Here is a 21,951-nt window from a genome sequence, read left to right as displayed (position 1 = left end):
TTTGATACAAAAATTACAGTGAATAAACACGACTAAACCGTGCCAATTAGTGCTATTGATGGTAAAAGTCTTTTCAAATCATAAGTAATTACTGCTAATATACCCTGCGTATTAAATGAGTTAAATGCATTTTTATGATTTGACTAACGATAGACCGAGGGTGTGCGTCTGTCGTAATTTTATTCTAACAAGCTAAAACCAATGGAGAGCAATTTATGGCTGACACTAATGCCAAACTAACCGTCAATGGTAAAGAATACGAGTTTCCTATTATCGAAGGTACTTTAGGGCGTCCAGTTCTAGATATTGCTGCTCTACAAGAATCAGGATTTTGGTCTTATGACCCTGGTTTTAAAGTAACCGCCCCTGTTGAATCAAAGATTACTTATATTGATGGTGGTAAGGGTGAGCTACTACACCGCGGCTACCCTATCGATCAATTGGCAAACAATGCTGAATATTTAGAAGTGGCTTATGCCTTGATTCATGGCGACTTACCGAACGCTGAGCAAAAAGCAGATTTCTTTGAAAAAATCCGTAAGCATACGGGTGTTCATGATCAATTGCGCAAGTTCTTTGAAGGCTTCCGCCGTGACGCACATCCAATGGCCATTATGGTTGGTGTCGTTGGTGCTTTATCCGCGTTTTATCATGAAGCATTAGACGTCAGTAACGAAGAGCATCGTGAAATTACGGCTATCCGTCTAATCGCTAAAATGCCAACGCTTGCTGCGATGAGTTATAAATACTCGCAAGGCGAACCGTTCATGTACCCACGCAATGACTTTAGCTATGCTGAAAACTTCTTATACATGATGTTTGCCACGCCTGCTGATGTTGATTACCAAACCAATGACGTCATCACTCGTGCCATGGACAAAATCTTTACTTTGCATGCTGACCACGAGCAAAACGCGTCAACGTCTACGGTACGTCTAGCTGGTTCTACTGGCGCCAACCCTTATGCGTGTATCGCTGCTGGTATCGCCGCCCTTTGGGGACCATCACATGGCGGCGCGAACGAAGCCGTGCTTGAGATGTTAGATGAGATCGGTTCAGTTGAAAATGTGCCTGAATTCATGGAAAAAGTGAAGAGCCGTGAAGTGAAGCTCATGGGCTTTGGTCATCGCGTTTATAAAAACTTTGATCCACGCGCACAAGTGATGAAAGAAACTTGTGACGAAGTATTGGGCGCATTGGGCATCAATGATCCTAAGCTTGAGCTTGCCATGGCACTTGAGAAAATCGCTTTAGAAGACCCGTTCTTCGTTGAGCGTAACTTGTATCCAAACGTTGATTTTTACTCGGGCATTATCCTTAAAGCCATCGGTATTCCAACGTCAATGTTTACCGTTATTTTCTCATTGGCTCGTACCTCTGGTTGGATCAGCCATTGGTTAGAGATGCACAGCACACCGTTCAAAATCGGTCGTCCACGTCAGTTATACACGGGTGAAACGCATCGCGATTTCGTTAAAGTTGAAGACCGTAAATAGTCACTTATATTTTAGTTTTTAGAACCATAAAAAATCCCGCCATCGTGCGGGATTTTTTATGGTTCTTTTTTTATGGTTCTTACTGTCTCATTTGATACGGTTAGCCACATTAAATTTTATAGAAACCCTATCCGTTACTGAATGAATAACTGGTTGAGTGACAGAATTGCGGCTACTGGAATTCTTTTAGTGTCTGCTCATATTTGGCAATTTGCTCATCATAACCTTTAATGGTGTCATTAAACTTAGTCATAAGCGTCTCAAATTCTTTTTGTTGATTCAGTTTCATCTGCTGCATATCAATCACTTGCTGAGCTTCTATCTGCTCCCAAACCTGATGCTGAATAATCAAACGCGCTAATGCTGGGCTTTTGGCACTGAGCCTACCGGCAATTTCTGCATGCTCAAATAACTGCGGAGCCAATGTCGCGATATTGATTAACGTATCAACATCTTCTGCGCTAAGAGGCGTCGTCACAGGCTGATAAAGCGCTTCCATCGCTTGCTGGTAGCTTTCGATGATTTGATCTTCTGTTAGCATGACAGGCTTACGCGGCTCAAGGCTAATGCGCTTTAACACCGTTAAATCACGCTCGCCAACTTCTGTACTGGTATTGATATCAGCCTCAGCGGGGATATCCACTTCATCATCTGTGGTGTCAGCAGATAGTGAGCTGCTATCTGCTGAATCGCTGTTATTCTCCACCACGTTATTAGTATTAGTATCGCTAGCAGTATCATCATTCAGCAGCAATGAATCCTCACTGTCTGAGCTATCAGCGGCTTGTAGGGATTCATACTCTGCTTGTAAACGACGCTGTAGCCTTTGTGCTTGCGCGACATAGATAGGCTGAAACTGCTTTATACGGGTAGCAGCAGAATCACTTGGGCGCATAGGCTGACTGTCTTCAGTGCTCGTTTTTTCAACGCTCTGACTGTCTTCTGGCGCAGGTTGAGTCTCTGCTTGCTGCTGACAACCACTTAACAGCAATACGCCGCTGAGTGTTGCCGCAAGCAAGGTTGACGAGTGCTGTGAAGGGTTGTTGTTTTGATTGATAGAATCATCAACCACACCTTTATTCATTTTATAATTAGGCTTTTTTGGCAAAAATTTAAACATAAGGGTACGTGTCCTTGTTAAGGCAAAATAATAAAAATCAAAGTCGTCATGGCAATCCATTGCCAATGGATATCACTTCATATTGTCGTCAGACTTTACGATCAAAAATGGAATACAAGCTTCTAATGCTTGACAGTCTTGTCCACGCTGACGACGAATAAAATAATCCTGAACCATACGCGCCTGCTGTTCGATACCGTAGTTAAAGAAGGATTTGCCTGTCTTGAGCACATAATCATAACGGCGATCAATAAGTGCACCGCGTACCACTTTTAAGCCTTGCTGTAATTGCCATACATGGGTCAATTCATGTATCAACCAACTTTTTTTACTCAATGAAGCATCGCTAAAATCTATTATCCAATCTGCTCGGTTAAAATAAATATTGCCATTAGGACTAACGGCATAATGTTTCAACACCCACCAAGCAGTCTTGAGCTGAACCTCATCGAGATTGATACTGTCGCCAAATACTGAACGCGCCAGCGCTATCTCACCTGTAGTAAGCAAACGTGATTGCTGCTTGGCACTGCGATATAAATAGCGAGCAAACAAGCGCTGCAATATCGGCGGAGACATCATGACGGTAATACCTTATGCCTAATGAATGGATGATCACAAATGATAGGTCGTAAATCGGGCGTGATATCTGCGATCTATCAATGCTGTTGAACCGTTAATAGGGATAAAAGCATAAAAATCAAAGTATTTGGGACATAAGCTGTACACTTGATTGACTTTTATTAACGTAAATCTGCGTTAGCCTATCTTGTATGACACATACCAAGACACATACCAAGACACATACCAAGACACATACCAAATAGCATCTTTATAAATTAGCCTACTTTTACTACTCATGTCTAATATTCATTAGTGCGAAAATCATGCCAAACAGACAGATATGGTCTTTTTCCATAGCAATGATGAATGTAATCTAGGATGTAGTCATTTAGATGCAACAATAAAAACCCATTAATCACTGTCGTTATGAACTAATTGATAGCTGTTTAAATTGATAATAGAGATTTCTATGCCGCCTAATTTTCATGCCGATACACCCCTTGCTCAGCGTATGCGCCCAACGACACTTGATGCAATCATTGGTCAGGAACATCTACTAGCGGCAGGTGCGCCCTTGCGGCGTTTGGTCGAACAAGGGCATCTGCCATCGATTATTTTGCATGGTGAAGCTGGCATCGGCAAAACGACTATTGCCATGCTGCTGGCTGATGCTGTTGGCAGACCTTTTCATGCCTTGTCTGCCTTGAATACTGGGGTCAAACAGCTGCGAGAAGTGTTAGACAATAAGAACTCATTGGCATTTGAATCGCCAGTGGTGTTTATCGATGAGATACACCGCTTTAACAAGGCTCAGCAGGATGCCTTACTGGGCGCGGTCGAATCTGGTGATATTACCTTGATTGGTGCGACAACTGAAAACCCGTCCTTTAGCATCAATAATGCGCTGCTATCACGTTGCCAAGTGTATCGTTTAGAGCCACTGACGCCTGAACAAATCAGTGCGGTATTGCAAAGGGCAATTTCAGAAGATTCAGTGCTGAAAAATTTGACGGTTGATTTACAAGCACAGGACACTATCAGCCAACTGGCGCATGGCGATGCTAGAAAGGCGCTGAATTTATTAGAGCTGGCTATTCAAACGGCGGACACTAAGCAATCACCCCTCGTCATTAACGATGAATTGGTCGCTCGTGTCGCCCAAACAGCTCTAGTTCGCTATGACAAAGATGGCGAGCAGCATTACGATATTATCTCGGCGATGATAAAGTCCGTACGTGGCTCAGACCCTGATGCTGCGCTTTATTGGATGGCGCGGATGTTAGTTGGCGGTGAGCCTGCTGATTTTATCGCGCGGCGTTTGGTCATCTTGGCCAGTGAAGATATTGGTAATGCCAACCCTAATGCTTTACTGCTTGCCGATGCAGCATTACGTAGTGTGCAATCAATTGGTATGCCAGAAGCGCGTATTATCTTGGGACAAGTAGTGGTTTATCTGGCGACCAGTGCCAAAAGTAACAGCACTTATAAAGCCATCAATGCTGCCATGACGTTGGCAGAAAAAGATGCCTCTCCTGTGCCGCTACACCTACGTAATGGCGTAACCAAACTGATGCGCAATCAAGGCTATGGTCAAGGTTACGCCTATCCACACGATTATCCCAATCACTATTATCCGCAAAGCTATTTGCCAGACAATTTAGTTGGTAGCAGCTTTTATGAATTTGCCGACAACCAACGCGAGCAACATAGCAAACAGTTTATGGATTGGCTAAAAAGCCAAGCAGCCAGTAATGACTGATGGCTCACATGGTCAATTAGCCCTTTGCTTAATACACCATTGAATACGTGAATCGGCTTTACCATTAATAATACTTATCACTATATTTGACAGTCTGGTCCATATAGTTTCGAGATGAATCAGCACAGTGGGCTGAAAAGCGTTAAAATGTCCTCATATTGATATATGAGCAATGATTAGATAACGTCTACAGTGGATTAATTTGCTTGAGTGCCCTTTGCTTAACCGCAACAGCGCTCTGTAGCATCTACTGCTACAATAGACAGATAACGCTTTATATTCCAAATTAAACCTATCTATAAATAATAAAATATTGAGACTTACTATGAGTTTAAATACGATTCCTGAGATTATCGAAGACATTCGTGCTGGCAAGATGGTCATCTTGATGGATGATGAAGACCGTGAAAATGAAGGCGATATCATTATGGCAGCGACCCATGTGCGCCCTGAAGATATCAATTTTATGATTACTCACGCACGTGGCTTGGTTTGCTTGACCTTGTCACAAGCACGCTGCCAACAGTTGGCATTGCCGCTGATGTCTGATCGTAATGAGGCAAAATTTAGCACCAACTTTACGGTCTCTATCGAAGCCGCTGAAGGCGTTACGACAGGTATCTCTGCTGCTGACCGTGCACGTACGATTCAAGCCGCGGTTTCTTCTTCGGCAAAACCTGAAGACATCGTCCAGCCTGGACATATCTTCCCAATCATGGCTCAAAATGGTGGCGTCTTGCACCGCGCTGGACATACCGAAGCTGGTTGTGATTTAGCACGCCTAGCAGGGCTTGAGCCCGCAGCAGTGATTGTCGAAATCATCAATGCTGATGGTACGATGGCGCGCCGTGATGACCTTGAGATATTTGCCGAAGAGCATGGCATCAAAATGGGTACAATTGCTGACCTCATCAACTACCGCATCGCGAACGAGCAAACGGTAGAAGAAATTGAGTCGCGTCCTTTTGAAACGGAATACGGCACCTTTACGCTACATCGCTTCCGCGAATTTGGCGCTGATGAAACGCATTTGGCTTTGGTAAAAGGCGATGTGAGCGAAGGCGTCAGCACCGTCCGTGTCCATGGTTTTCACCCACTACGCGACTTGTTTGCTGCCAAAAATGATATGACGGGTCGTAGTGGCTGGAGCGTACGCTCAGCGCTGGAGGAAATAAGCAACTCAGATCGCGGCGTATTAGTTTGGATTGGTAGCAACCAGCCAATAGATTTAGGAGAGGCGTTAGACAAAGCGGCAGACAATGAATCGCAATCGACCATTACTCAGCAGCCGTATCGCAGCATTGGTGTTGGTGCACAGATTTTGCGTCATTTAGGCGTTCGTGATATGCGTTTATTATCATCGCCCATGAAGTTTTACGCATTATCAGGCTTTGACTTGAACGTCATCGATTTCGTACATGCGCCAAAGCAAGATTAATGTTTGACTGTTTGATATCAGCTACAATGTTTGACTGTTTGATATCAGCTACATAGCAAAAGGCACGCTAACATAACGTTAGCGTGCCCTTTTTTCACATATTTAATATTCAGTGCTAAAGCTTTGGTGTATGACCAACTTTCGCTTCTAATGCCAATAGCCGAGCGCGCTCTTCCTCTGTCCAAGCTAATTTACGCTTTCCCTCACTATCGAGACGTACCACGACTGCCTCAGCTGTCGCGACGATGGCCGCTTGCGCGGTGCTATAGTAGCTATATTCCATCACGATACTCGTATTGCCCAAGCGCTGACAGCGCACTCCTAATAGCAAAGTATCAGGATAAGTCACTGGGCGTAAATACTGGCAGCTAGATTGTGCCAATACCGTCACCATACTGCCATCAAACATACCTAGCGCCTGCAAATAGCCAATTCGTGCTGATTCAGCATAACGATAATAAATCACATTATTTAAATGGTTAAATGCATCCATCTCGCCCCAGTGAATGGGCTGGTGATGAATAATGGGATAATGAGACAATTCGTCAGGATGATTATCTGCGATATTAGAGGCTACATGTGCTGCTTGATTCAAACTGTCCATAACGTCATTTCTCTTATTTTTGTATTCATAAATCTATCAATCAACATCCATTGAACCACTAACGCTGAGATTTATCCAAAATCTGAGTGGTCAACAATGGCGTTGGTTTCGGTGCATTGGCAATCAATTTATCTAACCAATCTATAACTTCTCCGATATTTGTCGGAGCGGATCTGGTTGGTAGATTCTTATCGGTAGAGGTTTGTTTTTTGCCTGCGGACGCAGTATTAGAGGCATTTTCAGTATCAGCTATGGCTGCCTTTGGCGCTGACTCTTGAGGAATAGCAGACTTATGCACCAAGGTTTGTAGTTGATTTCGTGCTTGACGCAGATAACCAACCAGTTGCTCTTGTTCGCGCATATTACTGGCTTGACTGGCTAGATTCAATGTCATAATCACTTCGTGAATGGTCAGTTGTTTGCGCGAGAGGCTCATATTACTATCGGTGCTATTGTGCGGTGTCGCCTCGCTACTCACACGCTCATAGCTGTGCAAAAACTCTTGAATATTTTGGATGGCGAGGTTTTGTAGCTGCCAAGGACTGGGCTGAGTGCTGCTTGCCTGCAAACGTTCGATGTCTTTCATCAAGCTTTGTTTGATCACAACCGTTAGCGCTGGAGCAATCTCATTGCTACCTTGCGAAAGCTGCCAATGTAGACCACGCAACAAATCAATCGCTGCACTGTCGTTATTGTCTGCCAATAATCTATCAGCGGCTTGTATCTGAATACGCAATAAATCTAACTGGTTTTGCGCTTGGCTACTGGCGGCAGATCGAGGCTCTGGCAGCGTCTGCTGACTCATCGCAAATAGACGGTCATCCATCTCATTCAGACGGCTGACGACTTGCTCGTTGCTTTGCAAACGCTCATTAACACTATGCTGGAAACGCTGCTGGCTGATGTAGAGCCACAATAGGGCGGCGATAAGCAACAAGATAACCAGCCACTGCAGGCGCAACAAAAACACATTTGCTTGTCGGCGCTGCTGAGTAGCAGAAGGTTCCTGAGATAACGATTCAGAATTGATTGACATAAGGCAGCACCGTTATTTTGGCTAAAACAGGTTTAAAGCGAATAAATAAAAAGTGAAACATAATAGATAAGGACAGGTCATCGGTTGGTACATTTATATATTTAACAGGCTTTAGCATGGATAGCAGCGAGAATGGTTTCTGGCGCCAAATCTTCCACACGCCAATAACTTAACTGCTGCTCAGCGACCATATTGGCTAAACGCTCACCCAACACCACATAAGAAAAGTCTGACAATTTATAAGGCAAAATAGCGGGAGTTTCTCTGGCTGTTTCTTGCTCTAATACCTTTTCTGCTACAGCCCGAACGATGCTTTCCCAATGCTCAAAGGCTGTACCGCTACTGACCACAACGATTGGCTTTGGTTGCTGCACTGCCGACGCATCTTGCATCATATTATGCGTTAAATTATCGGTTAAAAACTCTTTTAGCCACTGCTCATATTGAGCCATCGCATCGACTGGCATTATGCGCTCATACCAAGCAATGCTATCGATATGCACACCGCGTGCCAGCAACGTATCGACCAATAGTCGCCTACCACCCAATCCGCGCCACACGAGCAACTTGTCACCTGCTTGCAAACGCTCAATCTCAGGCATCGCTAGCATACCTTCGTTATTGGCAATGTGAGGCTGAAGTACTTGATAATTCGATGCCTCTATTTTGGCATTATTTAATACCGACGCGGTCGCTTCACCCACGGCAATCAAGTAGCTCGGCGCTTGCAGAGCATTAATTGCTATATCTTTTCGCTCATTATTATTATCATCGTCATTATCATTGTCATGGTTTTGAGCTTGACGCTCATCTTCAAGCGCTTGCCAAACAGCCAGTCCTGAAGCGGCCGCCGTTGGGCTAACAATCACAAGCGCCTTATAATCGCCTGATAGCCACTGGCGCATCAGCGTCATGTCTTGCTCAGTCGTTGGGCGCGATTGTAACGTCAACATCGGTATCTCTACCACCGTCAGCCCTGCTGCTTGTAGATGATCCGTCAATGCAGCGGCACGCTCCACTGGGCGAGTATTGATGACTACTTGCGTGAGTGATGACTCATTATTTGATTGACTGTTAGCAATAAGCTGGGCGTGATTTAATGTTGATGACATAGACGTACCATGACAAAAGACTGATAGAATTGGCTTAACGATAGCCCTAGCATCAATAATACTGGGGCTATGACTAAGATAATCAAAATACTGGCATGTTATTCAGGATGATAAATCGCAGATAAGATATCACCCGCGCCATCGGCAAGCAGTATATTGGCAACATCAATACCAAGCTGATTAGCCTGTACTTCTTGCTCGGCTTGTGTGCCGATCAAGGTGACGCGTTTTTCTGCTTTTAGCAGCTCGCTGCCATCCGCTTGACCGACGCGGCCACGTAGCCATAACACATTGCCGTTGTCGTTATTGCCATTGTCACCGTTATCATCATTGTTGCTGCTCGTTTCATCCGCCATTTGTAACACGGCATAAGCGGCGATCGGCACTTGGCAGCCACCCTCTAAGTGACGGTTTAGCGCGCGCTCAGCAATGAGACGGATACGAGCTTTATCATCATTCAGTGGTGCCAGTAATTTTAACACTTCATCATCACCTTCACGGCATTCAATCGCTAAGGCGCCTTGACCAACCGCAGGCAGGCAGGCATTGATATCAAGCTCGCCACGTATGCGCTCATCCAGCTCGATACGCTGCAAACCACTGGTTGCTAAAATAATCGCATCATACTCGCCAGCATCTAGCTTGCCCAAACGTGTACCAACGTTACCGCGTAAGGTTTTGATTTGTAGGTCTGGGCGATAGGCTTTCAGCTGACACTGACGACGCAAACTTGACGTGCCAACGACTGCCCCTTGCGGCAACTCATCAATACTATTATAAGTATTGGACACAAAAGCATCAGTCGGTGAGGCGCGTTTGCAATAGACGCCCAGCATCAAGCCTTCAGGAAGCTGCATCGGTACGTCCTTTAATGAATGTACCGCGATGTCCGCTTGTTTGTCATATAGTGCTTGCTCAAGCTCTTTAACGAACAAACCTTTACCACCAATTTTAGCCAAAGGTGTGTCCAAAATCTTGTCACCCTTAGTGACAATTTTTAGCAAGTTAATCGTCAATTCAGGATACAAATCTAGTAGACGAGCACGGATATGCTCAGCTTGCCATAATGCTAAAGGGCTCTGACGCGTGGCGATATTCAAGGTAGTCAAAGCAGTTTGCTGCGGATTGCTCATAAAGGGCCTCAATAAATTCGATACTGTTTACGTCAGTACTATGCAGGTCAGTATTAGACAATACTGCAAATTTTCCACAAAAAATGGGCGATATAAACCATATATAGTCAATGCTGACGCAAAAAAATACCCCTATTTAAGCATAAATAAGGGTTTGATGATATGGGATGATTATTTCACGGTTATTTTGCTGTTATTTCACTATGCAAACCGCAGCTTACATGCTTTGAATCTTGTCACGTAATGCAGGTAAGTGACGGCGGCTAACCGCGAGTGTCTCATCAATGCCTTTAAAGCGTATTTGATATTGTCCTGCATCCAACGTTTCTAAAAAGTCCAAAAAGCTAAGGTTGATGATGGCATTACGGTGCACCCGAAACAGCCGATCCTCAAATTCTTGTTCAAGCTCTTTTAGCGTCTCATCAATCAGGACAATGCCATCTTTGTGACGGACTTTGACGTACTTTTGATCGGCGGTAAAATAATAGATATCTTTGAGCTTGATGAGCTCAACGCCTCGGTGAGTACGAGCAGCGATATGCTCACGTACTGGACGCGCTGTTGGGTCTTCGAGTTTACGAATCTCATTTAACTGCGCCGCGTTCAAATTTTTCGCTTTATCTAGTGCTTCTAGTAACTCGTCTTTATTGGCAGGCTTTAATAAATAACCAATCGCATTGGCTTTTAGCGCGGCAATGGCATAATGATCATAAGCGGTGACAAATATAATGGCTGGCGGATGCTCAAGTTTGGCAAGCTCTTGCGCACAGCGCACCCCATCCATCTCAGGCATACGAATATCTAATAATATGATGTCTGGCTGCTGAGTTTTGACAGCGATAATGGCTTCTGCACCCGTGGTTGCTTGAGCAACGACTTGATGACCTGACTCCTGTACAATTCTAACCAAACGCTCACGTGCTAGTGGCTCATCATCACAAACTACGATACGCATGCAAACTCCAATCCCAGGATAAACTTAGTATTTTTTTCAATGGCCTTACCAACATATTAGCACTCATTACCAATCACTTAGCATAAAAACCTTTAATTATTTCATAAAACAATAACTGGCTATATTGACGTTGATAGCCTTGTGCATTGAGTTTTATTGCGATGCATTTATCGATAATAATTTTTATGGGGAATCATGGCTAAATATAAAGTAAAACAACCCCTTAGCTATAAAGATGGTGCAATAAGTATGCCATACCTATTCCTTGAGAAATAAAATAAAAAAGTAAGCCCCAAAAAAACGGTCATAAACTAACATCTTGCAGCGGATAGTCGATCACAGTAATAATTTGACTACTGGTAACGCTACTTTTAATATCCGCACTTTGGCCGAAATAAGCCCGTAAACGTTCCGCTTGAATATAAAAGTTCATGTGCTGACGTAAATCATGGTTAATAATCATGGTTTTTTTCGGCAGCGCGACACCAATCGTAATCACAACCCGATGCTGCTGCCAAGTGACTTTAATATTGATATAAATGGTTTCAGTGGTCATCTCCACCACATTCAGCAGCATTTTTTCTAGCACGCTCTGTAAGGTCAAGGCGGTAATCACCATGTCATACATGACATCTTCGTCAGGCAATTGCCAACTCACTTCAAGCTTATCCGCTAAGCGGCTAGACTCAATCGCTAGATAGTGCTCACAAAGAGCAATTTCTTCTTCAAAGCTAATCTCTCGTGCCCCATTGAAACTGGCACGGAATAAGGCAGAAACGTGCTGTAATAAAGCGGAAGCTCTTGCTGGATTGGACTCTATCAGTGACACAAGGGTATTAATGGTATTAAAGAAAAAATGCGGAGCGATTCGCGCTTTGATCACATCGTTTTGTGCACTCAATTTCTGCTCAAACGATTGTTTGAGCGCATTCGTCTCACGATAACGGCGTAAAAAATACAGTAAGAATACCAAGGTAAAGCCACCACCAATCACCGCATCAAACAATATATTTAGAATAAAAGTTTGACGATCATATTCAAACCAACCAATATTAATCATCACCAGCATGACTAAAATCATGGATATGGTAGATGCCACCATGAGTAAGGCAAGCACATACATGCTGGCTTTAGGTATGCTCATGCTCTTAAAAATGGGGCGCAAATAATCAATGATGTATAAGGAAGGAATAATACTCAAGGTGTTTTGCATGACTCTGCTAAACAGCTGAATCAAAAAATCTGACCACGTGGCAATATCATAGCGATTTATTACCGTAACGAATAGTGACCAAAAAAAGATATAAATGAACCACTGCCAAGGCTTCATGACTTCCATGAGCTTGGGAATAAAAAACTCTAAGCGCTCCGCTAGTAAGGCAACCTCATCCTTTGCTATACTTGAGCTCTTATTCTGCTGACTTGTCTTGTACCGATATGAACGCCAATTCTTCAAAACCTAGTAGTCCCGAATCAAATGTAAACCCATCTGTCTCTGATTCTAGCACAGATGCTCCGATAACAAATAACGCTGCACAAAACAACCCTGTAAGCAGTCCTTCAAACAGCCAAGGCCAGCAGATGTGGGGCGGACGCTTCAGTGAAGCGACGGACAGCTTTGTCGCTGCCTTCACCGCCTCTGTTGGCTTTGATCAACGCTTTGCGCGTCACGATATTCAAGGCTCAATCGCCCACGCGACCATGCTTAAAGAATGTGACATTTTGACCGCTGACGAAGTAGCTACCATTATTGATGGTCTGCATCAGGTACTGCGCGAGATTGAGGCTGGCGCGTTTAACTGGTCAATCGCGCTAGAAGACGTGCACATGAATGTTGAGTCGCGCTTGACTGACATCATCGGTGCAGTTGGTAAAAAACTGCATACAGGTCGTAGCCGTAACGATCAAGTTGCCACCGATATTCGTCTTTGGCTACGCGAAGAGACTGATAATATCATTGCCTTATTAGTACGCTTGCAAAGTGGTTTGCTTGATTTGGCTGAGCAGCATACGGACACTATTATGCCCGGCTTTACGCATTTACAAACGGCGCAGCCAGTGAGCTTTGGTCATCACGTCATGGCGTGGTTTGAGATGTTATACCGCGATACCGAACGTCTGGTCGATGCGCGCCGCCGTATTAATCAGATGCCACTTGGTAGTGCTGCCCTTGCTGGCACGACATTCCCCATCGATCGTACCATTACTGCTGAGCTGTTAGGTTTCGAAGGTATTTGCCAAAACTCGCTTGATGCCGTCTCAGATCGTGACTTTGCGATTGAATTTACCTCAGCCGCTTCTATCTTGATGATGCATATGTCACGGATGAGCGAAGAGATTATCCTATGGATGTCAGCGCAGTTTAACTTTGTGCAAATCCCTGATCGCTTTTGTACTGGCTCCTCTATCATGCCGCAAAAGAAAAATCCTGATGTACCAGAGTTGGTGCGCGGTAAAGCGGCACGTGTCTTTGGGCAATTAATGACACTATTAAGTCTAATGAAGAGTCAGCCACTGGCTTATAATAAAGACAACCAAGAAGACAAAGAGCCACTGTTTGATTGCGTCGATACCCTCACCGGCTGTTTATTGGCTTTTGCTGATATGCTACCGAATATCACCCCAAATAAAGAAAACATGCGCGCTGCCACAATGAAAGGCTATGCTACTGCCACTGACCTTGCAGATTATTTGGTACGTAATGGTGTGGCTTTCCGTGATGCGCATGAAGTGGTCGGTAATGCCGTTGCTTTGGGTATTGCCGAGGGCGTTGATTTGAGTGATTTATCATTGGCACAGCTCAAACAATTTAGCGATGCAATCGGTGATGATGTCTTTGAATATTTAACGTTAGAAGGCTCATTAGCAGCCCGTGACCACTTAGGTGGTACAGCGCCAAATCAAGTTAAGCAAGCCGTTGCTCGCGGTCGTAGCCGTTTAGAGGTATTTGCGTAAAATCGCATTGTTGACCAGACAGCTTTTACCATAAAAAACACCCGCCCCTGCTGCGGGTGTTTTTGATACCATGATGAGGTAAAGTAAATTCAGCTAATAATATTTAAGTCACTTATGCTGAATAAGTGCTAACTAATACCATTCACAGAAATTAGAGTAGCAAGGAAAACGAGTGAAAGTACTACGTCTTGTAGGCTAAGCGAGTTTGACACAGCTAATCTTACTTTTTGGGTTTGGTATAACTATTCTCATGAGTGATTCAATAACATATTTTTATAATAACCAAACCATAATAAGGAACGCCTTATGACTGAGACTTTTAATCCACAAGCCAATACGGTATTTTGCCGTAAATATCAGCAAGAATTGCCAAAAATGCCGCACCCGCCTTTCCCTAATAAAAAAGGTCAGGAGCTACAAGAAACCGTATCTGACAAAGCGTGGAAAGAATGGCTTGAACAGCAAACGATGCTGATTAACGAAAATCATCTAAGTATGTTAGATCCTGCTGCCAAAAAATTCCTCACCGAACAACGAGATAAATTTTTAGATAATGAAGATTATGAGCGTGCACAAGGTTGGACGCCAGAGAGCTAGTTATTTTTTATTATTGCCACAATATAAAAAACGCGCTATTTAATATCGCGCGTTTTTTTGGATGTAAAATTTACGATGAACTGTTTTTTTCAGCCCTCATCACCGTTTGAGTCTACAAAATCCGTGGCTGACTTGACGGCAGGTTTAGTGGCAGACAGGGTGCTGACTTGGCGCGCCGCCATACGGTCATTGGCTTCTTGCACCGCTTTTTCTACCAGCGCATAGTCGGAATGACGCACATCTTGCCCACTAATATAGTTAATCACCAGTTCTGCAATATTTTGTGCATGATCGCCTACCCGCTCAAGCGCGCGCAATACCCACATAATATTAATGACTTTTGAAACGTGCCGTGAATCTTCCATAATATAGGTCATCAAAGCACGGATGGCTGACTGATACTCATCATTGACCATGCTATCGTTACGCATGACCTCAAACGCTTGCTCAGCATTCGATTGGCTAAATGCCTCTAGCGCATTGTGCAGCATCAAACGAACCTGATTGCTGAGATGTTGCACCTCCGCATAGCCATACGACAGTTTACCTTGTGCCGCAATTTTTTTGGCCATCTGAGCAATTTTGACGGCTTCATCACCGATGCGTTCTAGATCAACCACGCCTTTACTGATGGACATGACCAAGCGTAAATCGCTGGCGGCGGGCTGGCGTTTGGCGACCAATAGCAAGATATGCTCATCCAACTCGACTTCCATTCGATTGATATCAAAGTCCATATCAATCACCTCTTGCGCCAGTGTCTCATTTTTATCGATAAGCGCATGGATCGCTTTCGCCACTTGGTTGGCCGCGCTATCACCCATGTATAGAAATAGACGGATAGCTTCATCAAGGTCTTGGTCAAAACTTTTGGAGATATGCTTATCGCTTTGCATAAGAGGTATTCCCTAAAATCCATATTTTGGTAGCGCGGTGTGGCTGTTGAGTCGAACAGATTGGCTCACGATATCTTATTGAACGTATCGAGCACGTCGTACTTGCTCAGACCGCGATGTTAGCCATAACGACCCGTAATATAATCTTCTGTGGCGGTTTGGGCAGGCTTGGTAAATATCTGGTCGGTCTCGCCCATCTCAATCATATCGCCTAAGTACATATAAACGGTATAGTCAGACACGCGCGCGGCCTGTTGCATGTTATGCGTGACAATGGCAATGGTGTAATCCTGTTTTAAGTCTTCAATCAAATCTTCGATCGCACCTGTCGAGATAGGATCTAACGCTGACGTTGGCTCATCGAGCAATAACACTTCAGGCTTGGTCGCGACGCTACGTGCGATACATAAGCGTTGCTGCTGTCCGCCTGATAAAGACAATCCTGAAGCCTTTAATTTGTCTTTCACTTCTGGCCATAACGCTGATTTTTTTAGCGCCCATTCCACCCGATTGTCCAGCTCAGCTTTGCTTAATTTTTCATAAAGACGCACACCAAACGCGACGTTATCGTATATCGACATTGGGAATGGCGTTGGCTTTTGAAAGACCATACCGACTTGGGCACGTAGCAAATTGACATCGACGTCTTTGCCCAAGATATTGTTGCCATCAAGATTAATATTGCCTTCTGCTCGCATACCCGGATATAAGTCATACATCCGGTTGAAGGTACGCAACAGCGTCGATTTTCCGCAACCTGAAGGACCAATGAAAGCAGTGACTTTTTTATCAGGAATATCGATATTGATATTTTTTAGCGCCTGAAAGTCACCATAATAAAAATTCAGATCCCGAATTTGCATTTTTGCTGCAGGCATGTTTTTGGGAATATCATGAAGCGTTTGTTTGGTTAGGCTGGCAATATCTGGCTGCTCCATTTGTGCTGCCGTCGACATCGGTCTGTTTAATAAACTGTCTGTTGTTGGATTAAATTTATCTGCCGCATTGAATTTATCGACAGGCTTTTTTGTACGGATTTTGCTCATGACGTCATTCATAATGTGTTCCAACCCAGCTCAATGAATATAAATGGAAGTAAATGCTCGAGGTAATCTAGGACAAGCCTTAATTTACCATCAGTCTTTATTTAGCCTGACCTCTACTACCGATGAATCTGGCCAAAATATTTAATACCAAGACAGAGGTCGTGATCAGCAACGCTGCCGCCCACGCTAAGGTATGCCAGTTATCATAAGGACTCATCGCAAACTGATAGATGGTATTGGGTAAGTTGGCGATAGGCTGGCTCATATCGGTACTGAAATATTGGTTGTTAAGCGCCGTAAATAGCAACGGTGCTGTCTCACCAGTGATTCGAGCAAATGCCAATAACACCCCAGTGGTCAGTCCTGCTCTAGCCGCCTTAATCGTTACTTGAGTCACCATTTTCCACTTGGGTGTACCAAGTGCGTAAGCCGCTTCACGAATGCTATTAGGAACCAGATTGAGCATATTCTCCGTCGTACGCACGACCACAGGAATAACGATTAATGCCAATGCTAATGCGCCTGCCCAACCAGAGAAACTTTGACCTTTTACCATCAATGCATAAATAAAGAGACCAATCACAATCGAGGGTGCGGATAGCAAAATATCATTTAAGAAACGCGTTACCTTGCCAAGCATACTGCCTTGAGCGAACTCAGATAAATAAATACCGGTCATAAGACCAATAGGCGCACCGATAAACAATCCTGAAAACGCGAGCATTACTGAACCGACAATGGCGTTACGCAGCCCGCCCGCACTCATCGGTGGCGGTGTATCAGCAGTAAAAATAGGCAGCTGCACAATACCTTGAAAGCCTTCCACAAATAACGTCAACAAAATCCAAAACAACCAAAATAGTCCAAAAACCATCGCCGACATGGCAAAGCCTAGACCTAACTTGTTGGTCAAACGGCGCTTGTTATAAAGACTTTGGTTGTAGCGGTTAGCGCTGTTTGGCTGAGTCGGTAGTGGTGCATTGATCGCATTGTTAGCAGGCATACTATTTATTTCCCATATCTTTTATCAATATCTATCAATGTTTATTGATGTCCAATAAATCCGTAAAAGACCTATCGAGATTGTCAAACGACTACCGATTGCCTGCCTTGTGATCCATGCGCATGAGCATGAGTTTTGCTAGAGATAGCACAATGAAGGTGATGACAAATAAGATTAAGCCTAAATGTAATAAGGAAGCCAAATGTAGCTCACTCGACGCTTCGGCAAACTCGTTGGCTAAAGCTGAGGTAATGGTGACACCAGAGGTAAATAAACTCGGACTGATATTAAAGGCATTACCAATCAAGAAAGTCACTGCCATCGTCTCACCCAATGCCCGACCCAGTCCTAAGATCACGCCACCAACCACGCCAGCTTTGGTATACGGCAAAATAATCTTGAACATAACTTCCCACGTCGTTGCGCCCATACCATATGCTGATTCTTTAAGCAGGTCTGGCACGACCGAAAAAACATCGCGCATGGTGGCGGCGATAAATGGAATAATCATGATGGCAAGTACAAGGGATGCCGTAAACATGCCCAGTCCCATTGGTGCGCCCGTAAATAGCTTACCGATGATAGGTAGTGGGCCAATGTGCTCAATAAACCAAGGCTGAATGTGATCACCGAAGAAAGGCGCAAAGACAAACAATCCCCACATACCGTAAATGATAGAAGGGATACCAGCCAATAGCTCAATGGCGATACCAAGTGGTTTTTTGAGGAAGGTTGGGCACATCTCGGTCAAAAATATGGCAATGCCAAAACTGATTGGTACTGCAATTAAAATCGCGATAAAAGATGTCACCAACGTACCATAGATAGGTGCTAGCGCCCCGTACTCATTGGCGACCGTATCCCAATTATTACTCGTATAAAACCCAAGACCAAATGTTTGAATGCTCGGCCATGCTCCGATGATCAAGGAGACTAAAATGCCGCCCAACGATAAGAGTACTAATATGGCAAAAGCCTTAGTAGCATTCACAAACAATAAGTCATAGCGCTTTTGTTTAGCCAGTTGGGACCTTAAATCATTCATAAGTGTCTCAGCATTAAATAGAATCAAGTCAAAATAGTAGAAGCATTCATTCGGTTTTATCACAACAAACTTGTCATCAAATTTGCTGTGATAAAACCTCTCAAATAACTACCGGAGAATAGTTATTCGAGAGGATAACTCGAAAGGGACTAGTAAGGCACTGACAAGGTATTAAAGAATATTTAGCAGAAACAGGTTACTGAGCAGGCTTATAAACAGGCTGTCCATCACTGCCTTTTACCTCATTCCATTTTTCCTTGAATAAGGCAACGGCTGCATCAGAAAATGGTACGTAATCGAGTACCATGGCATCATCGTCGCCTTGGCTATAAGCCCAATCAAAGAAGTTCAACACGCCAGCCACTTGCTGAGGATTCTCTGGCTGCTTATGTACCAAGATAAAGGTCGCAGCAGCTATCGGCCATGCTTGCTCAGTCTCAGAGTTGGTGATGACTTTATAAAAGCCTGCTTGTTTTGACCAGTCGATATCACCTGCCGCAGCAAATGTCTCAGCAGATGGTTGAACGACGTTGCCAGCAGCGTTTTTCAATGCAGTATGTGACATGTTGTTTTGCTTAGCGTAGGCATACTCAACGTAGCCGATAGAGTTTTTCATACGGTTGACGTAGCTAGACACCCCTTCGTTACCTTTACCACCTGCACCAGTCGCAGACGTTGGCCATTTGACTGTTTTATCAACACCAACTGTGTCTTTCCAGTCTGGTGAAACTTTGGCTAAGTAATCAGTGAAGTTAAACGTTGTACCTGAACCGTCTGAGCGGAATACGGTAGTAATAGCAGCATCAGGCAAGGTCAAATCTGGGTTCATGGCTGTGATAGCAGGGTCATTCCAATTACTGATTTTACCCAAATAGATGTCTGCTAACGTTGCACCGTCTAATTTCAACGCGCCCGGCTCAATACCATCGATGTTGACGATTGGCACGACGCCACCGATAACCGTCGGAAACTGAATCAAGCCTGCTGCGTCTAGCTCTTCAGGCGTCATTGGCGCGTCAGACGCCCCAAAATCGACTGTTTTTGATTCGATTTGTTTGATACCACCAGAAGAGCCAATCGACTGGTAATTGACTTGACCACCGGTAGCAGCGTTGTAGTCGTAAGACCATTTAGCATAGATAGGCTGCGGGAACGATGCCCCTGCACCCGTGATATTCATAGCGATATTCTCAGCAGATTTAAAACCTGCTGCAGAAGCAGACGTTGTCTGAGTAGTTGCTTCAGTGGTGGTGACAGCGCTACTGCTATCCGCAGCTGGCTCTGTCGTTTCAGTCGATTTATTACATGCCGTAAGCACTAATGTACAACTAACGGCCACTGCTAATAACGAATAACGCATGTAGGACTCCTAAAGTTTAACAACGATACAAAAAAGCATTGTTTGTGACATGCGTGCTATCTTGCCAAATCTTTATGACAGTTTAATGACAACCTCTGCAATCTTTCATTCGCTTTACATAATATTTAGATAAGCTATCTACAGCTCAGTAATATCAAGTGATTTCAATCACTGGTACTCTAGAGTCGTTCTCATAAAAACATCGAACCTCAAACTCAACGCCTAATATTTTCATCTAAATATCATTAGCCCTCATTGCAGAACTTTGTTAGTATTGATGTGATTTACAACACTGACAGACTCGGGGTGCGGTGTATTATCGGCTCGCTTTACTAAACTTGCTTTATTAAAGTAGTCGCCTTTATACATTCGCTGAGAGATCACCCGCCGAACCTGATGCGGTTAGTACCGACGCAGGGAAGTCTTAAGCACTTTGTTATTTATGGCAAAGGACGTGCAGAAATGCCTTTTTTATCCTCATTACTCCCTTAATGTGCGTGATGTACTATTAAGTAGTGAAGACTGATATAAAGCTGCGTCCAACGTTTGATGAGCATCATCCGCGACTATATTTTTTGGTCGTAGGCTGATGCTCATGAGCTAAATTTGTCTGGATCACAGATGCTACCCCCGCAGCTACTGGCGGTGTTGTTTTTATTCAAAAACCAACACGCTAGGACAGCATATGACAAATTTATTAGCTACTTCTCCTTCTCAAAAACCTTCTAAGACAGACGCGTTAAAGACCCCTGCTCACCGCAGTGCCAGTGATGCTCGTTTCGAAGAAGACGCTCGCGATTTACACCGCATACTCCCCGCCTCCCGTAAAGTCTATATCGAAGGCTCTAGATCCGATATTCAAGTACCCATGCGTGAAATCACGCTTGATCCTACCCCTGTGCAAGGCGTTTCTGAGAACGAATGGGAACAGAACCCACCATTTTATGTTTATGACACATCAGGCGTTTATACCGATCCCAACGTCGAGATTGATTTGACCAAAGGCTTACCAAAGCTTCGTGAAGGTTGGATTGCTGAGCGCGGTGATACCGAACAGTTAAGCGGACTGTCTAGCTCTTATGGAATGGCACGCGCCCGCGATATCAGTACTGCCAATCTACGATTTGCTCATATCGACAAACCTCGCCGCGCCAAAGATGTCGATGGCAAAGCAGGTAACGTCACGCAGATGTACTATGCACGCCGCGGTATTATTACGCCTGAGATGGAATATATCGCCATTCGCGAAACGCAAAAACAACACGCCTTGACTGATATGCGCCAGCACGAAGGCGAGACTTTTGGGGCGCATACGCCTGCGATTATCACCCCTGAATTTGTGCGTAGCGAAGTGGCGGCTGGGCGAGCGATTATTCCTAATAACATTAACCATCCAGAATCTGAACCGATGATTATCGGACGCAATTTCTTGGTGAAAATCAACGCAAATATCGGTAACTCAGCGTTAGGTTCTTCTATCGATGAAGAGGTGTCTAAAATGACGTGGGCCACGCGTTGGGGTGCGGATAACATCATGGATTTGTCGACTGGTAATCATATTCACGAAACCCGCGAATGGCTGATTCGTAACTCGCCCGTGCCGATTGGTACCGTCCCTATTTATCAAGCACTCGAAAAAGTCGATGGCGTGGCTGAAGATTTAACGTGGGAGATTTTCCGCGATACGCTGATTGAGCAAGCGGAACAAGGCGTTGATTACTTCACCATTCACGCCGGTGTACTGCTGCGTTATGTGCCGCTAACTGCTGGACGCTTGACGGGCATCGTCTCGCGTGGCGGATCTATCATGGCGCAGTGGTGCATGTTTCATA

At 44.4% G+C, this 21,951-nt stretch carries 19 protein-coding genes and 1 riboswitch; of the genes, 6 read left to right on the top strand and 13 right to left on the bottom strand.

Annotation, left to right across the window (positions count from 1 at the left end):
- The first annotated feature begins 215 nt into the window (after positions 1 to 215).
- Positions 216 to 1,496, top strand: a complete 1,281-nt coding sequence (gene gltA, locus I3257_RS06130; protein WP_055123667.1) for a citrate synthase — start codon at positions 216 to 218, stop codon at positions 1,494 to 1,496.
- 172 nt (positions 1,497 to 1,668) lie between these two features.
- Here gltA and I3257_RS06125 read toward each other — a convergent pair whose 3' ends face one another.
- On the bottom strand, positions 1,669 to 2,616 hold the full coding sequence (locus I3257_RS06125; protein WP_238049131.1) for a hypothetical protein: 948 nt from the start codon (positions 2,614 to 2,616) through the stop codon (positions 1,669 to 1,671).
- Positions 2,617 to 2,688: 72 nt separating this feature from the next.
- Positions 2,689 to 3,195 (bottom strand): type IV secretion protein Rhs, encoded by a 507-nt coding sequence (locus tag I3257_RS06120; protein WP_238049154.1) that lies wholly within the window; start codon positions 3,193 to 3,195, stop codon positions 2,689 to 2,691.
- 454 nt (positions 3,196 to 3,649) lie between these two features.
- Between I3257_RS06120 and I3257_RS06115 the strand changes: the two genes are divergently transcribed.
- On the top strand, positions 3,650 to 4,939 hold the full coding sequence (locus I3257_RS06115) for a replication-associated recombination protein A (protein ID WP_201580697.1): 1,290 nt from the start codon (positions 3,650 to 3,652) through the stop codon (positions 4,937 to 4,939).
- A 325-nt stretch (positions 4,940 to 5,264) separates the two neighbouring features.
- Positions 5,265 to 6,377 (top strand): bifunctional 3,4-dihydroxy-2-butanone-4-phosphate synthase/GTP cyclohydrolase II, encoded by a 1,113-nt coding sequence (ribBA, locus tag I3257_RS06110; protein ID WP_055123670.1) that lies wholly within the window; start codon positions 5,265 to 5,267, stop codon positions 6,375 to 6,377.
- 115 nt (positions 6,378 to 6,492) lie between these two features.
- Here ribBA and I3257_RS06105 read toward each other — a convergent pair whose 3' ends face one another.
- From I3257_RS06105 to I3257_RS06080, 6 genes are all read right to left on the bottom strand, one after another.
- Positions 6,493 to 6,981 (bottom strand): thioesterase family protein, encoded by a 489-nt coding sequence (locus I3257_RS06105; RefSeq protein ID WP_238049130.1) that lies wholly within the window; start codon positions 6,979 to 6,981, stop codon positions 6,493 to 6,495.
- A 58-nt stretch (positions 6,982 to 7,039) separates the two neighbouring features.
- Positions 7,040 to 8,017, bottom strand: coding sequence for a hypothetical protein (locus I3257_RS06100; protein WP_238049129.1), 978 nt, complete (start codon positions 8,015 to 8,017; stop codon positions 7,040 to 7,042).
- 101 nt (positions 8,018 to 8,118) lie between these two features.
- On the bottom strand, positions 8,119 to 9,129 hold the full coding sequence (locus I3257_RS06095) for a uroporphyrinogen-III synthase (protein WP_238049128.1): 1,011 nt from the start codon (positions 9,127 to 9,129) through the stop codon (positions 8,119 to 8,121).
- A 98-nt stretch (positions 9,130 to 9,227) separates the two neighbouring features.
- Positions 9,228 to 10,262 carry a hydroxymethylbilane synthase gene (hemC, locus tag I3257_RS06090; RefSeq protein WP_055123673.1) on the bottom strand — a complete coding sequence of 345 codons (1,035 nt, stop codon included), beginning with the start codon at positions 10,260 to 10,262 and terminating at the stop codon, positions 9,228 to 9,230.
- Between the two features lie 217 nt (positions 10,263 to 10,479).
- Positions 10,480 to 11,217: a LytTR family DNA-binding domain-containing protein gene (locus tag I3257_RS06085; RefSeq protein WP_045443089.1), complete on the bottom strand. Its 738-nt coding sequence runs from the start codon at positions 11,215 to 11,217 to the stop codon at positions 10,480 to 10,482.
- 304 nt (positions 11,218 to 11,521) lie between these two features.
- Positions 11,522 to 12,673: a sensor histidine kinase gene (locus I3257_RS06080; RefSeq protein WP_238049127.1), complete on the bottom strand. Its 1,152-nt coding sequence runs from the start codon at positions 12,671 to 12,673 to the stop codon at positions 11,522 to 11,524.
- Positions 12,674 to 12,798: 125 nt separating this feature from the next.
- Between I3257_RS06080 and argH the strand changes: the two genes are divergently transcribed.
- Together argH and I3257_RS06070 are read left to right on the top strand one after the other, a co-directional pair.
- Positions 12,799 to 14,172, top strand: coding sequence for an argininosuccinate lyase (argH, locus tag I3257_RS06075; protein WP_238049153.1), 1,374 nt, complete (start codon positions 12,799 to 12,801; stop codon positions 14,170 to 14,172).
- A gap of 306 nt (positions 14,173 to 14,478) precedes the next feature.
- On the top strand, positions 14,479 to 14,769 hold the full coding sequence (locus I3257_RS06070) for an oxidative damage protection protein (RefSeq protein WP_045443086.1): 291 nt from the start codon (positions 14,479 to 14,481) through the stop codon (positions 14,767 to 14,769).
- 89 nt (positions 14,770 to 14,858) lie between these two features.
- Here the strand turns inward: I3257_RS06070 and phoU are convergent, their stop codons facing one another.
- The 5 genes from phoU to pstS all read right to left on the bottom strand — a co-directional run bounded on the left by phoU (position 14,859) and on the right by pstS (position 20,119).
- Positions 14,859 to 15,665, bottom strand: coding sequence for a phosphate signaling complex protein PhoU (gene phoU / locus I3257_RS06065; RefSeq protein WP_055123676.1), 807 nt, complete (start codon positions 15,663 to 15,665; stop codon positions 14,859 to 14,861).
- A 119-nt stretch (positions 15,666 to 15,784) separates the two neighbouring features.
- Positions 15,785 to 16,543, bottom strand: coding sequence for a phosphate ABC transporter ATP-binding protein PstB (gene pstB / locus I3257_RS06060; RefSeq protein WP_226950285.1), 759 nt, complete (start codon positions 16,541 to 16,543; stop codon positions 15,785 to 15,787).
- Positions 16,544 to 16,808: 265 nt separating this feature from the next.
- Entirely contained in the window at positions 16,809 to 17,714 is a 906-nt protein-coding gene (gene pstA / locus I3257_RS06055) for a phosphate ABC transporter permease PstA (protein WP_238049126.1), read from the bottom strand.
- Positions 17,715 to 17,805: 91 nt separating this feature from the next.
- On the bottom strand, positions 17,806 to 18,759 hold the full coding sequence (gene pstC, locus I3257_RS06050) for a phosphate ABC transporter permease subunit PstC (protein ID WP_055123678.1): 954 nt from the start codon (positions 18,757 to 18,759) through the stop codon (positions 17,806 to 17,808).
- Between the two features lie 196 nt (positions 18,760 to 18,955).
- Entirely contained in the window at positions 18,956 to 20,119 is a 1,164-nt protein-coding gene (pstS, locus tag I3257_RS06045; protein WP_238049125.1) for a phosphate ABC transporter substrate-binding protein PstS, read from the bottom strand.
- A gap of 292 nt (positions 20,120 to 20,411) precedes the next feature.
- A riboswitch (TPP riboswitch) is annotated at positions 20,412 to 20,556 on the top strand.
- A gap of 248 nt (positions 20,557 to 20,804) precedes the next feature.
- Here pstS and I3257_RS06040 point away from each other — a divergent pair.
- Positions 20,805 to 21,951 (top strand): phosphomethylpyrimidine synthase ThiC (locus tag I3257_RS06040; RefSeq protein WP_238049124.1); only part of this gene is annotated, 1,147 nt, incomplete at its 3' end.

The sequence above is a fragment of the Psychrobacter sp. Ps7 genome (genome assembly GCF_022129225.1).
Taxonomy (GTDB): domain Bacteria; phylum Pseudomonadota; class Gammaproteobacteria; order Pseudomonadales; family Moraxellaceae; genus Psychrobacter; species Psychrobacter immobilis_A.
The sequence above is the reverse complement of the archived record's forward strand: the minus strand, read 5'-3'. Positions and strand labels throughout refer to the sequence as shown.

What these genes read in the sequence shown, in the direction of transcription:
- ribBA (WP_055123670.1), top strand. Translation starts at nt 5,265, where the DNA reads ATGAGTTTAAATACGATTCCTGAGATTATCGAAGACATTCGTGCTGGC.
- hemC (WP_055123673.1), bottom strand. Translation starts at nt 10,262, where the DNA reads ATGAGCAATCCGCAGCAAACTGCTTTGACTACCTTGAATATCGCCACG.
- pstA (WP_238049126.1), bottom strand. Translation starts at nt 17,714, where the DNA reads ATGCCTGCTAACAATGCGATCAATGCACCACTACCGACTCAGCCAAAC.
- I3257_RS06115 (WP_201580697.1), top strand. Translation starts at nt 3,650, where the DNA reads ATGCCGCCTAATTTTCATGCCGATACACCCCTTGCTCAGCGTATGCGC.
- argH (WP_238049153.1), top strand. Translation starts at nt 12,799, where the DNA reads ATGTGGGGCGGACGCTTCAGTGAAGCGACGGACAGCTTTGTCGCTGCC.
- gltA (WP_055123667.1), top strand. Translation starts at nt 216, where the DNA reads ATGGCTGACACTAATGCCAAACTAACCGTCAATGGTAAAGAATACGAG.
- I3257_RS06085 (WP_045443089.1), bottom strand. Translation starts at nt 11,217, where the DNA reads ATGCGTATCGTAGTTTGTGATGATGAGCCACTAGCACGTGAGCGTTTG.
- I3257_RS06095 (WP_238049128.1), bottom strand. Translation starts at nt 9,129, where the DNA reads ATGTCATCAACATTAAATCACGCCCAGCTTATTGCTAACAGTCAATCA.
- I3257_RS06105 (WP_238049130.1), bottom strand. Translation starts at nt 6,981, where the DNA reads ATGGACAGTTTGAATCAAGCAGCACATGTAGCCTCTAATATCGCAGAT.
- I3257_RS06100 (WP_238049129.1), bottom strand. Translation starts at nt 8,017, where the DNA reads ATGTCAATCAATTCTGAATCGTTATCTCAGGAACCTTCTGCTACTCAG.
- I3257_RS06070 (WP_045443086.1), top strand. Translation starts at nt 14,479, where the DNA reads ATGACTGAGACTTTTAATCCACAAGCCAATACGGTATTTTGCCGTAAA.
- I3257_RS06125 (WP_238049131.1), bottom strand. Translation starts at nt 2,616, where the DNA reads ATGTTTAAATTTTTGCCAAAAAAGCCTAATTATAAAATGAATAAAGGT.
- phoU (WP_055123676.1), bottom strand. Translation starts at nt 15,665, where the DNA reads ATGCAAAGCGATAAGCATATCTCCAAAAGTTTTGACCAAGACCTTGAT.
- pstS (WP_238049125.1), bottom strand. Translation starts at nt 20,119, where the DNA reads ATGCGTTATTCGTTATTAGCAGTGGCCGTTAGTTGTACATTAGTGCTT.
- pstC (WP_055123678.1), bottom strand. Translation starts at nt 18,759, where the DNA reads ATGAATGATTTAAGGTCCCAACTGGCTAAACAAAAGCGCTATGACTTA.
- pstB (WP_226950285.1), bottom strand. Translation starts at nt 16,543, where the DNA reads ATGCCTGCAGCAAAAATGCAAATTCGGGATCTGAATTTTTATTATGGT.
- I3257_RS06120 (WP_238049154.1), bottom strand. Translation starts at nt 3,195, where the DNA reads ATGTCTCCGCCGATATTGCAGCGCTTGTTTGCTCGCTATTTATATCGC.